A 12,447-nucleotide genomic window follows, 5' to 3' on the forward strand; every position below is an offset into this window, starting at 1 on the left:
CCCGACCGGGGCGGCGTTTTTGTTTTTTCCGTCAATTCGGCCTTGCCTTCCACTAATCCATATGTGAAGACTGTATTCACATAAGAAATTCACGAGGAGGGAATTTTCCGATGTCGGAAAGCGAACTGCCGCTGGACGGGCTCGTCGTTGTCGATATGAGCCAGTTTCTGTCGGGGCCTTATTGCTCTTTGCGCCTGCTGGATCTGGGCGCGCGCGTCATCAAGATCGAGCGGCCGGACGGCGGCGATCTCTCACGCAGGCTCTATCTGAGCGATACGGAAATCGGCGGCGATTCCACGATCTTTCATGCCATCAATCGCGGCAAGGAGAGTCTTGCTATCGATCTGAAAAATCCTGACGATCTGTCGGCGTTGAAGAAGCTTCTGGCAAAGGCCGATGTGCTGATCCAGAATTTTCGCCCCGGTGTGATCAAGCGCCTTGGTCTCGATTACGAAGCGGTGAAGGACATCAATCCGCGCCTCGTCTATGCGTCGATCAGCGGCTATGGCGAAGAGGGGCCATGGGTCGGGCGTCCGGGACAGGATCTGCTGGCGCAAGCGCGTTCGGGCCTCATGTGGCTCAACGGCGATGAAGGGCAGGGGCCGGTGCCATTTGGTCTGGCGGTTGCTGATATGCTGGCAGGCGCGGCAGCGGCGCAGGGCATTCTCGCAGCGTTGGTGCGGCGCGGCATAACGGCCAAAGGTTCGCATGTCGAAACCAGCCTTCTGGAAGCGCTGGTCGATTTCCAGTTCGAGGTGCTGACCACCCATCTGAATGACGGCCGTCGCCTGCCCAGGCGTTCCGATTTCCGCAGCGCCCACGCCTATCTCGCAGCGCCCTACGGCGTCTACCCGGCGGCGGACGGCTATCTTGCCATCGCCATGATGCCGATCCCCAAACTGGCGGCTCTGCTTGAGACCGACACGCTAGCCCCCTTTGCGGACGACCCGAAAATCGCATTCAGCAGGCGCGACGAGATCAAGCGGCTGATCGCCGACCGCATTGCAGAAAAAACCGTCGATGAATGGCTCGCCATTCTGGAACCGGCCGATATCTGGTGCGCCCGCGTTCTCAACTGGGAGGAGCTTCTCGCAAGCGAAGGCTTCTCTGTCCTCGACATGCTGCAGACGGTGACGCGGGAAGATGATGTGTCCATCACCACCACACGTTCGCCGCTGCGCATCAACGGCCAGCGCCCGAAGGTAGAGCGCGCAGCGCCGCGCATCGGTGAAAACAGCCAGCAGATACGCGAGGAGTTCGGACTATGAGCGCCATCAAGCTTAAAGGCATGACATGGAACCATCCGCGTGGCTACGACCCGATGGTGGCCTGCGCCGAAAAATGGCTGCATGACAAGGGCGTCGCAATCGACTGGGAGAAGCGGTCGCTGCAGGATTTCGAGACCTTTCCGGTCGAGGAACTGGCACGCAATTTCGACCTGATCGTGATCGACCATCCCCATGTCGGCCAGATCACCAAGGAGGGCTGCCTGCTGCCGCTGGATGTGCCGGGACGCGAAACGGAACTGAAAGAGCTGGCCGATGGTTCCGTGGGCCAGTCTTTCCCGAGCTATAACTGGCAGGGGCGGCAATGGGCTTTTCCGCTGGATGCCGCGACGCAGGTTCAGGCATGGCGCCCGGATATTATGGACAAGCCGGCAACTTCGTGGGGCGAGGTTCTGCGCCTTGCCCGCGCCGGAAAAGTCCTGCTGCCATTGCGTTCGCCGCACTCGCTGATGTGCTTTTATACACTCGCCGCCAACGCTGGAACGCCTTGCTCTGTGGAAGGCGAGCTGATCTCCGTCGAGCATGGCTCGCAAGCTTTCGAGCAGCTCCGCGAGGTTGCGGCGCTGGTAAAGCCGGAATGTTTCGGCATGGACCCGATTGCCGTGTTCGAGGAAATGGCCGGGGCGCCATCCGAATTCGCCTGCGCGCCGCTCATCTACGGTTATGTGAATTATGCCATGCCGGGCTTCCGTGACCGCCTGGTCCGCTTTGCCGATATTCCATCGGGTGCGGCGGGCGTTGCGGGGTCCGCGCTGGGTGGTACGGGCATTGCGGTTTCTGCCTTCAGCAACCATCCGGAAGCAGCCATCGATTTTGCCTATTGGGTGGCAAGCGGTGACGTGCAGAAGGGGCTTTACGCAGCTTCCAACGGCCAGCCCGGACATGCGGCGGCCTGGGAAGACGACACCGTGAATGCGGCGACCTCCGATTTCTACCGCGACACGCGCGCGACGCTGGAAGGCGCATGGGTGCGCCCGCGTCACGATGGCTATATGGCGTTTCAGGAAGCAGCGTCGGAGCGCATCAACAAGGGGCTTCAGAGCAATGAACCGGCAGAACAGGTGATCGCCGATCTGAACCGGCTGTTCCGCGAAAGCTTCTGACGGTTAGTATTGGTCCTTACACCGGCCTCTCCCCCTCCACCCTCATCCAGAGGAGACTCCCGAGCTTCGCTCAGGGAGTCTCCTCTGGATGAGGGGGAAGCGAGCGGGGAGCTTAAAGGTTCCAGATACGGCGCGCGTTCTCAGACAGAAGGCGCGCCTTTTCGTCATTGCCGCAGCCTTCGAGCAGGGCATGGGTTGCTGCAACCCATGTTGAAAGCCCGGCTTCGACATTGGTCGCCAAGGTGCAGACCGGCCAGTCGCTTCCCCACACCACGCGTTCCCAGCCGAACGACCGGATGACATGCTCCACATAGGGGCGAATGGTGTCGACCGTCCAGCTCGTCTGCTCGGCATAAGCGACCACGCCCGAGATCTTGGCGACCACATTATCGCGTTGAGAAATCTCGGTAATGCCCTTCTGCCAGTTTTCGAGAACACCTGATTTGATATCCGGCACGCCGCAGTGATCGAGCACGAATTGCACGTCCGGCGCGAGATCGGCCAGCGCCAGCACCTTGTCGATCTGGTGTGGAAGCGTGCAAAGATCGAAGGTCAGTCCGGTGCCCGTAAGCCGCTTGATGTTTTCGCGGAAAAGAGCGCCCTCGGACACATCGTCAGGCACGACATGCAACACGCGGCGAAAGCCTTTGACGAAAGGATTGCTGCGGCTCTGTTCCAGATATTCGGCAAATCCGGGCTCTTCCGGACGGCAGGAGGCAATGGCGCCCTTGATGAAGCCGCCGGATCGTCTGGAAGTCTCCTGAATATGGTCCGTTTCAGCCTGGATGGCATCGGCTGCCACATCCACTTCCATATGCAGCGCCGCCTTGATGCCGCAGCGCTCTGCCTGCTTCCGATAGGTCTCGAACAGAAAATCCCGGTTGAGCGCCGGAACGCCGTCAAGCCATGGATAATTCAGCGCGCTTTTGTCGATCAGATGCAGATGGGTATCGATAATCATGAAAACTCTCCTCCTGCTTTATATTTTCAAAAAAGAAGAGAGTTTTCAAATAAGAATTACCGGCATCGGCTAATCCGTGGCTCCGATATCGGAGCCAACCAGTTTTGAAAGGTCTTTGACGGTCTTTTGCAACAGGCTGATGGTCTGCGTAATGTCGGGTGCGGAAGCAGAATTGACCAGCGTCACATAAGGACAGGTCAGCGAGGCTATGCAGGTGCCGTCCGGGCCAAGAATTGGAGCTGAGAGATTATAGACGCCTGCCACCTGGGCGCTCGGCATCATTTCATAACCGCGCTCGCGAATCTGGTCGAGGCGCTCGTAGAAGCTCTGATCGAGCTTTACGCTTTCAAGGTCCTTTGCATATTCGGCAATCATCATCCTGCGTTCGTCCGGCGAACGGAAGGCGAGAAGCACATGGCCGGAACCGGTGTCGAACAGGCTGATATGCGAGCCGACGCGGATCGATATGCCCCAATAATCCGGTGCTTCCTGCTGTGCGATGACAACGACAGACCCGCGATCAAAGACTGCAAGCTGGTTGGCCTGTTTCGAGCGGTCTGCGAGTTCCCGCATGAAGGGCGTGGCAAAGGAGGCGAGCCTGCGCACCGGGGCATGAAGATGCGCCAGGCCAAACAGCTTGAGTGTCAGCGAATAGCGGTCGCCTTCGAGCTTGGTCACGTAACCGCGTTTCACCAGTCGGTCCAGCATCCGGTAGAATTCATTGGGGCTGCGGTCGAGGTGTTTGGCAATTTCTGCCTGTGTCAGGCCGCCGTCCACGCTTGCAAGCAGTTCCAGAATATCCAGCCCCTTGTCCAGCGCGGGGGCGCGATAGCGATCATCTGTTTCCACGTTGGCTCCCTCGTGAATATTCCTCTTCATATACGAACAAACGCGGTTGCGAAAGTCGCAAAGTGCGGAAACTCGCCTTGACCAGTTTTGAATAATATGTTTGCATATAAATACCAAATTTACAATTGGGGACGGACAGGAGAAATGTCCGTCGCGAGGAGGAGATGCATGAGGAATTTCAAAACGTCCTGCCTGACGGGGGCGGCTCTGTTGGCTTTGGGAGTGGGGGCGGCTGGTGCGGCCGACCTGCCGGGCAAGTTTGAAGGCGTTACCATAAACGCCAAGCTGATCGGCGGTCAGCAATATGAAGCGCTCTATTCGCGCATTGCTGAGTGGGAAAAGGCAACCGGCGCCAAGGTCAACATTCTTTCCAAGAAGAACCATTTCGAACTGGATAAGGAAATCAAGTCGGACATAGCCTCCGGCTCGATCAACTGGTGCGTGGGCTCCAACCACTCGTCCTTTGCGCCGCAATATCCTGATCTTTATGCCGATCTGAACGGTTTGCTTCCAAAGGAAGAAATCGAAGGCTTCGTGCCGTCGGTCATCAAGGCATCGACGCTGAACGACAAGTTGATCATGCTGCCGCGCGCGCAATATGACGTCTCGGCGCTTTATTACCAGAAGAACCTCTACGAAGACGCCGCCAAAAAGACCGCCTTCAAGGAGAAATACGGCTACGATCTGGCGCCGCCAAAGACCTGGAAGGAAGTGTCCGATCAGGCCGTGTTCTTCGCCGATCCGCCGAATTTCTACGGCACACAGTTCGCCGGCAAGGAAGAAGCCATCAACGGCCGCTTCTATGAAATGCTGGTGGCCGAGGGCGGCGAATATCTCGACAAGGATGGCAAGCCTGCTTTCAATTCGGAAGCGGGTGTGCGTGCGCTCGACTGGTTCGTCAATCTCTACAAGGCCAAGGCTGTGCCTGCGGGCACCACCAACTATCTCTGGGATGAACTCGGCGCAGGCTTTGCTTCCGGCACCATCGCGATCAATCTCGATTGGCCGGGCTGGGCGACTTATTTCAACGATCCGAAATCGTCGAAGGTCGCAGGCAATGTCGGCATCGTTCCCCCGCCGGCAGGATCAAGCGGCAAGCGCACCGGATGGTCGGGTCATCACGGCTTCTCGGTCACCGAATCCTGCGCAACCAAGGAGGCTGCCGCCTCGCTCGTCTGGTTCCTGACCAACGAGGATTCGCAGAAGCAGGAATCGGCTGCGGGAACGCTGCCAACCCGTACCGCTGTATGGGATTACGTCATCGAGCAGGCCGCTTCCGACCCGTACAAGAAGGAAGTGCTGTCGGTATTCCAGGAAACGGCAAAGACCGCTTTCCCGGTTCCGCAGACCCCATCCTGGATCGAGATTTCCAATGCTGTCTATCCTGAACTTCAGGCGGCGATCCTTGGCGACAAGACCTCGCAACAGGCTCTCGACGATGCGGCCAAGAAGGCAACGCAGATCCTCGAGGATGCCGGCGAGCTCTGATTTCGCTTCGTGAACGCATGGCCCACCGCTGGAAGACGGCTGGCGGGCCGTGCAACCCCATGATGTGCATATGCCTTGGTGCTAATTCCACCGCTTCGGAAGAACAATGTTTAGACGAATTTCTCCGCCGGTTCTGCTTCTGCTTCCGGCCATCATTATCCTCGCAGCGGTGGTTTTGTTTCCTCTCGCGCTTTCGCTTTACTCAAGCTTCACGCCGTTCCGGCTGACGCGCCCCGACAGCCTGTTCAACTTCATCGGCCTGCGCAACTATCAGCGCATCATGACCGACTGGGTATTCTGGGCGGCATTCATCCGCACGGTGATATTCCTCACGATTGCGCTCAATCTGGAAATGCTGCTCGGCCTCGGCCTCGCCATGCTCGTCAACAAGGCGACGCGCGGCCAGCGCGTGCTGCGCACGCTGATGATGTTCCCGATGATGTTTTCGCCGGTGCTCGTTGGCTTCCAGTTCAAGTTCATGTTCAACGACAATATCGGTCTGGTGAACAACGCGCTGCAATCGCTGGGCCTGACCAATACCGCCATTCCATGGCTCATCGACGGCAATCTGGCGCTGTTTGCGATTTTGCTGGCAGAGGTCTGGATGTCCACTTCGGTATTCGCGATCCTCATTCTGGGCGGTCTCCTGTCCATGCCGCAGGACCCGGTGGAAGCCGCGCGCGTGGATGGCTGCACGCCATGGCAGACCTTCCGCTATGTCATCTGGCCCTACCTGATGCCGTTTGCCTTCATCGCAATGACCATTCGCTCGCTCGATGTGGCGCGCGCCTATGACATCGTGAAGATCATGACCGATGGCGGGCCTGCGCGCCGCACCGAACTTATCTGGACGCTGGTGGGACGCACCGCCTATTCGGATGCGCAGATGGGGTTGGCCAATGCCATGGCCTATGTCGCGATCCTGCTTTCGATCCTCTTCACCGTAATGTTCTTCCGCAAACTTGCAGCAGCACGCACGCAGATTGGAGCGGAGTGGTAATCATGGCTACAACAACCCTCTCCAACAGCCAGCATCGCTTGCTGCGTCGCGTCAAAAAAGTCGCTTATCTCGTCGGCCTGTTTCTGGCGATGACCGTCATCTGCCTGCCCGGCCTGTGGATCGTGCTTTCGTCGCTGCGTCCGCCGGTCGAAATCATGGCAAAGCCGCCGGTGTGGATTCCGCAGGAAATCACCTTCGAGGCCTATCGCGCCATGTTCTCGGGCGCGGGCGGTGGCGGCATTCCGGTCTGGGATTATTTCCGCAATTCGCTCATCATCTCGGTCACCTCCACCGTGATTGCGCTGATCATCGGCGTTTCGGGCGGCTATGCCTTTGCGCGCTTCCGCTTCTGGGGCAAGTCGGCAACCTTTCTCGGTTTCATGCTGACGCGTTCGGTGCCGGGCATTGCGCTCTCGCTGCCGCTCTTCATGGTGTTTTCGCGCATCGGCATCATCGACACCCATTTCGGCCTGATCCTCACCTATGTGGCGCTCAATGTGCCGTTCACGATCTGGCTGATCGACGGTTTCTTCCGTCAGGTGCCGAAGGATCTTGCGGAAGCCGCCCAGATCGACGGCTGCACGCGCTGGCAGGCTTTCTGGCAGGTGGAGTTTCCGCTGGCCGGTCCCGGCATCGCGACGGCAGGCATCTTCGCCTTCCTCACCTCGTGGAACGAATATGCGCTGGCGTCCCAGCTCACCCGTTCCGTCAATTCCAAGACCCTTCCTGTCGGTCTTCTCGATTACACCGCTGAATTCACCATCGACTGGCGCGGCATGTGCGCGCTGGCGGTCGTGATGATTATTCCGGCGCTGACCCTCACATTCATCGTCCAGAAGCACCTCGTTGCTGGTCTGACGTTCGGCGCGGTTAAAGGTTGATAGAACAATGGCTCAGCTTTCCATCAAAAATCTCGTCAAGCGTTACGGCAATGTCGGCGTGGTGCATGGCATCAATCTCGAAATCGCGGACAAGGAATTTGTAGCGCTTGTCGGTCCGTCCGGCTGCGGCAAGTCCACGACGCTGCGCATGATTGCGGGTCTGGAATCCATTTCCGACGGCACGCTGGAGATCGGCGGCAAAGTGGTCAACGATCTGCCGCCGCGTGACCGCAACATTTCTATGGTGTTCCAGTCCTATGCGCTTTATCCGCATATGTCGGTGCGCGAGAACATGGGTTTCTCGCTGAAGATCGCCAAAGAGCCGCAGGCCGAAATCGACCGTCGCGTCAATGAAGCCTCGGCCATTCTCGGTCTCGAAGCGCTGATGGAACGCCGCCCGGCGCAGCTTTCGGGCGGTCAGCGCCAGCGCGTTGCCATGGGCCGCGCCATCGTGCGCAATCCGGAAGTGTTCCTGTTCGACGAGCCGCTGTCGAACCTCGATGCCAAGCTGCGCACCCAGATGCGCACCGAAATCAAGAAACTTCACGCCAAGGTGCAATCGACGGTCGTTTACGTGACGCATGACCAGGTCGAAGCCATGACGCTCGCCGACCGCATCGTCATCATGCGCGATGGCCACATCGAGCAGGCCGGAACCCCGGATGAAGTCTTCAAGCGCCCGGCGACGCAGTTCGTTGCCGGTTTCATCGGCTCTCCGCCGATGAATATGGGTGAGGCGACGGTGACGGGCGGCGATCTGGTCTTCGCCAATGGCGACCGTCTGCCGCTGCCTGCACAGTTCCAGGGCAAGGCCAAGGACGGCTCCAAGGTGACGTTCGGTCTGCGCCCGGATGATATCTTCCCGAAAGGTCACGGCATTTCCACCAGCGACGCTGTGCATGAAAAAGACATGCGCGTTTCGATCACCGAGCCGCTCGGCAATGAAACACTGGTTTTTGTCGAGTTCGCGGGCAAGGAGTGGGTGGCGCGCATGCTGAACCCGCGTCATTTGCAGCCGGGCGAAACCATCACCATGCAACTCGATTTGTCGCAGGCGCATCTTTTCGATGCCGTAAGCGGCAAGACTTTGGCCCAGAATGGGGCGGCTTAATCATGGCACGTATTGAAAAAGTTGAACTGCGCATGGTCGACCTTCCGCCGAAGGTCAAGCGCACCGACGCGATCCAGAGCTTCGTCAGCCAGGAAACGCCGATTGTCACCATCACCGACAGCGACGGTGCGGTCGGCACGGGCTACAGCTATACGATCGGCACGGGCGGTTCGTCCGTCATGCGCCTGTTGAGCGACCATCTCGTGCCGCTGATCCTCGGGGAGGATGCCGATTGCATCGAGGCCATCTGGCACAAGCTGGAATTTGCCACCCATGCCACCACCATCGGCGCGATCACCGCGCTGGCGCTGGCTGCGGTCGATACGGCACTCTGGGATTTGCGTGCGAAAAAACAGGGCCTGCCGCTCTGGAAGCTCGCAGGCGGCGCCAAGGAAAGCTGCCCGCTCTACACGACCGAAGGCGGCTGGCTGCATATCGAAAAAGAGGCGCTGGTCGAGGATGCGCTTGCCGCCAAGGCCAAGGGTTTTACCGGCTCCAAGGTCAAGATCGGCAAGCCGCACGGTTCTGAAGACTATGCGCGCCTGTCCGCCGTACGCGCTGCACTCGGCGACGGCTTTGAGATCATGACCGACTGCAATCAGGGCTTTACGGTAGACGAAGCCATTCGCCGCGCCGAACGCCTGAAGGAACTTGATCTGGCATGGATCGAAGAGCCGCTTCCGGCTGACGATCTCGACGGTCATATCCGCCTGACGCGCTCCACCCCGACGCCGATTGCGGTGGGCGAGTCCATCTATTCGATCCGCCATTTCCGCGAATATATGCAGAAGGGCGCATGCTCCATCGTGCAGGTGGATGTGGCGCGCATCGGCGGCATCACGCCCTGGCTGAAAGTCGCCCATGCGGCGGAAACATTCGACATTCCGGTCTGTCCGCACTTCCTGATGGAACTGCATGTCAGCCTCGTCTGCGCGGTGCAGAACGGTCGCTATGTCGAATATATTCCGCAGCTCGACGATCTCACCACCAAGGGCATGGAAATCCGCGACGGTCGCGCCATCGCGCCGTCCGAGCCGGGTATCGGCATCGAATGGGACTGGGACGCGGTGCGCGCCCGTTCGATTTCGGAATTCACCCGCGAGATCGTGAGGTCGTAATGGTTCAGAGCCAGAAACAAAGAATGGGCATGGTGATCGGGCTGAACCCTGAGAAAATCGCGGAATACAAGAAGCTGCACGCGAGCGTGTGGCCGGAGATTCTTGCGCTCATTTCCGAATGCAACATCACCAATTATACGATCTTTCTCAAGGAGCCCGAAAACCTGTTGTTCGGCACATGGGAATATGTCGGCACCGATTTTGAGGCCGACATGAAGAAGATGGCCGATAACCCGAAAAATCAGGAATGGTGGTCCGTCTGCATGCCATGCCAGAAGCCGCTTGAAACCCGCAAAGAGGGCGAGTGGTGGGCGATGATGGAAGAGGTATTCCATCATGACTGAGGCTTTCGATCCGAAGACGCTGCGTCAGTGGTGGGCAAAGCCATCCGCGCCGAAGCCCATCGTGATCTTCGGCGCGGGCAGCATTGTCGGCGATGCGCATCTGCCCGCTTACAAGAAGGGCGGCTTTCCGGTTGCAGGTATTTTTGATCCCAATCTGGACAAGGCACGGGAACTTGCCGACCAGTGGGGCGTCAAGGCTTTTGCCAGCGCTGAGGAAGCGATTGCCGTTGAAGGCGCGATCTTCGATCTGGCGACACCGCCATCGGCCCATGCTTCGATCCTCGCTCAATTGCCGGAAGGTTCTGCGTGTCTCATCCAGAAGCCGATGGGCAGCGACTTGGCGAGCGCAACGGAAATCCTGAAGGTCTGCCGCGCGCGCAATCTGAAAGCGGCGGTGAATTTCCAGCTGCGTTTCGCGCCGATGATGCTCGCGCTTTACGACGCCGTCGATAAGGGCTGGCTGGGCGAAGTGGTGGATTTCGATGCATGGCTGGCGCTTGCCACGCCATGGGGCCTGTGGCCGTTCCTGAAAGGTCTGCCACGCATCGAAATCGCCATGCATTCGATCCATTATCTGGATTTCATCCGTGGTCTTCTTGGCAATCCGCTTGGCGTTCACGCCAAGACCATTGGCCATCCGAACCACGAAGTGGCCCAGACCCGCACCGCTGCAATCCTCGATTATGGAAACCGCGTGCGTTGTTCGCTGTCGGTCAATCACGATCATGATTTCGGCCGAAAGTTTCAGGCCTGCGAGTTTCGTATCTGCGGGACTGAGGGTGCGGCCTATGTGAAACTGGGCGTCAATCTCGACTATCCGCGCGGCGAGCCGGATGAGCTCTGGATCAAGCCCAGGGGCGGTGATGACTGGGTTTCCGTACCGCTCGAAGGCGCGTGGTTCCCCGACGCCTTCCTCAATCGCATGGCGCAGTTGCAGCGTTTCTCGACTGGCGAAGATGCTGAACTCGTCGGCTCGGTTGAAGATGCCTGGCACACCATGGCGCTTGTCGAAGCCGCCTATCAGTCGAGCGCCGCGCCCGCCACGCCGCTTGCCGTAAAACCGGAGGTCTGATCATGGCCGAACAGAAAATCTACTACGAAGATTATGAAATGAACCATGTGCGCCTCACCTCGGGCCGCACCATCACCGAAACCGATTTCGTGGTTCACGCCGGTCATACGGGCGATTTCTTCCCGCATCACATGGATGCGGAATTTGCGAAGACCCTGCCGGGTGGCCAGCGCATTGCGCATGGCACCATGATTTTTGCCATCGGCGTCGGCCTCACGGCCACATTGATCAATCCGGTTGCTTTTTCCTATGGTTATGATCGGCTGCGGTTTATTCGTCCGGTGCATATCGGCGATACGATCCGCACGCGGGTTACGATCAGTGCGAAGGAAGACGATCCCAAGCGCGCCAATATGGGACGCGTGACGGAACGCTGCGAAGTGCTTAATCAGCGGGATGAAGTGGTGCTCGCTTGCGACCACATCCTGCTTGTCGAACGGAAGGCTTGAAGATGACGATACGATTTGACGGAAAAACCGCGCTGGTGACAGCCGCAGCCCAAGGCATTGGCCGCGCCAGCGCGCTGGCTTTCGCGGAAGCTGGCGCAAAAGTCTATGCGACCGACATCAACATGGACGCGCTGAAGGAAATCGAAGGCGTCAACGGTATCATCATCCGCAAGCTCAATGTGCTCGATGAGGCTGAAGTGAAGGCGCTTGTCGCCGAAATCGGTCAGGTGGACATCCTGTTCAATTGCGCAGGCGTCGTTCATGGCGGCTCCATCCTCGAAATGAAGGACGAAGATCTCGACTTCGCCGTCAATCTCAACGTCAAGGCGATGATCCGCACCATTCGCGCCGTGCTGCCGGGCATGCTGGAGCGCAAGGACGGCGCCATCGTCAACATGGCTTCCGTCGCGTCCAGCGTGAAGGGTGTGCCGAACCGTTTCGCCTATGGCGTCACCAAGGCTGCCGTCATCGGTCTCACCAAGGCGGTTGCCGCCGATTATGTCGCCAAGGGCATCCGCTGCAATGCCATCTGCCCCGGCACGGTCGAAAGCCCGTCCTTGCAGGACCGGCTGCGTTCGCAGGGCGATTATGAAGAACAGCGCGCCGCATTCATCGCCCGCCAGCCCATTGGCCGCATCGGCCAGCCGGAAGAAATCGCCGATCTCGCGGTCTATCTCGCCGGCGCGACCTACACCACAGGTCAGGCCTACAACATCGATGGAGGCTGGACCATTTAGGGCAGTCGATATTCAGGCTCTGGCTGGCTGCAAATGGCATAGCCAGAG

At 58.8% G+C, this 12,447-nt stretch carries 13 protein-coding genes; 11 read left to right on the forward strand and 2 right to left on the reverse strand.

What is annotated here, in order from left to right:
• The first annotated feature begins 110 nt into the window (after window positions 1–110).
• Both J9800_RS11570 and J9800_RS11575 read left to right on the forward strand, forming a co-directional pair.
• Window positions 111–1,268: a CaiB/BaiF CoA transferase family protein gene (locus tag J9800_RS11570; RefSeq protein ID WP_114214242.1), complete on the forward strand. Its 1,158-nt coding sequence runs from the start codon at window positions 111–113 to the stop codon at window positions 1,266–1,268.
• Entirely contained in the window at window positions 1,265–2,389 is a 1,125-nt protein-coding gene (locus J9800_RS11575; RefSeq protein ID WP_114214241.1) for an extracellular solute-binding protein, read from the forward strand. Before J9800_RS11570 ends, J9800_RS11575 begins: the two co-directional genes overlap by 4 nt.
• A gap of 112 nt (window positions 2,390–2,501) precedes the next feature.
• On the opposite strand, the gene J9800_RS11580 is transcribed toward J9800_RS11575, so the two are convergent.
• A complete protein-coding gene (locus tag J9800_RS11580; protein WP_114214240.1) occupies window positions 2,502–3,350 on the reverse strand; it encodes an amidohydrolase family protein in 849 nt (282 codons plus the stop codon).
• A 69-nt stretch (window positions 3,351–3,419) separates the two neighbouring features.
• Window positions 3,420–4,199 (reverse strand): IclR family transcriptional regulator, encoded by a 780-nt coding sequence (locus tag J9800_RS11585; RefSeq protein ID WP_112589694.1) that lies wholly within the window; start codon window positions 4,197–4,199, stop codon window positions 3,420–3,422.
• Window positions 4,200–4,367: 168 nt separating this feature from the next.
• Between J9800_RS11585 and J9800_RS11590 the strand changes: the two genes are divergently transcribed.
• The 9 genes from J9800_RS11590 to J9800_RS11630 all read left to right on the forward strand — a co-directional run bounded on the left by J9800_RS11590 (window position 4,368) and on the right by J9800_RS11630 (window position 12,399).
• The gene (locus J9800_RS11590; RefSeq protein WP_114214239.1) at window positions 4,368–5,687 is read left to right on the forward strand and encodes an ABC transporter substrate-binding protein; all 1,320 of its coding nucleotides are present in this window, start codon (window positions 4,368–4,370) and stop codon (window positions 5,685–5,687) included.
• Window positions 5,688–5,793: 106 nt separating this feature from the next.
• Window positions 5,794–6,687, forward strand: coding sequence for a carbohydrate ABC transporter permease (locus J9800_RS11595; RefSeq protein ID WP_112589699.1), 894 nt, complete (start codon window positions 5,794–5,796; stop codon window positions 6,685–6,687).
• 2 nt (window positions 6,688–6,689) lie between these two features.
• Entirely contained in the window at window positions 6,690–7,568 is an 879-nt protein-coding gene (locus J9800_RS11600) for a carbohydrate ABC transporter permease (RefSeq protein ID WP_114214238.1), read from the forward strand.
• A 7-nt stretch (window positions 7,569–7,575) separates the two neighbouring features.
• Window positions 7,576–8,679 (forward strand): ABC transporter ATP-binding protein, encoded by a 1,104-nt coding sequence (locus J9800_RS11605; protein ID WP_114214237.1) that lies wholly within the window; start codon window positions 7,576–7,578, stop codon window positions 8,677–8,679.
• Between the two features lie 2 nt (window positions 8,680–8,681).
• A complete protein-coding gene (locus J9800_RS11610; protein ID WP_114214236.1) occupies window positions 8,682–9,797 on the forward strand; it encodes a mandelate racemase/muconate lactonizing enzyme family protein in 1,116 nt (371 codons plus the stop codon).
• Window positions 9,797–10,141 carry an L-rhamnose mutarotase gene (locus tag J9800_RS11615; protein WP_114214235.1) on the forward strand — a complete coding sequence of 115 codons (345 nt, stop codon included), beginning with the start codon at window positions 9,797–9,799 and terminating at the stop codon, window positions 10,139–10,141. Before J9800_RS11610 ends, J9800_RS11615 begins: the two co-directional genes overlap by 1 nt.
• Entirely contained in the window at window positions 10,134–11,213 is a 1,080-nt protein-coding gene (locus J9800_RS11620) for a Gfo/Idh/MocA family protein (RefSeq protein WP_114214234.1), read from the forward strand. The genes J9800_RS11615 and J9800_RS11620 overlap by 8 nt, the downstream gene beginning before the upstream one ends.
• 2 nt (window positions 11,214–11,215) lie before the next feature.
• On the forward strand, window positions 11,216–11,662 hold the full coding sequence (locus J9800_RS11625) for a MaoC/PaaZ C-terminal domain-containing protein (protein ID WP_114214233.1): 447 nt from the start codon (window positions 11,216–11,218) through the stop codon (window positions 11,660–11,662).
• A 2-nt stretch (window positions 11,663–11,664) separates the two neighbouring features.
• The gene (locus J9800_RS11630; RefSeq protein WP_114214232.1) at window positions 11,665–12,399 is read left to right on the forward strand and encodes an SDR family oxidoreductase; all 735 of its coding nucleotides are present in this window, start codon (window positions 11,665–11,667) and stop codon (window positions 12,397–12,399) included.
• Window positions 12,400–12,447 lie beyond the last annotated feature (48 nt).

This window comes from Ochrobactrum sp. AP1BH01-1 (assembly GCF_018066705.1).
Classification (GTDB): Bacteria; Pseudomonadota; Alphaproteobacteria; order Rhizobiales; family Rhizobiaceae; genus Brucella.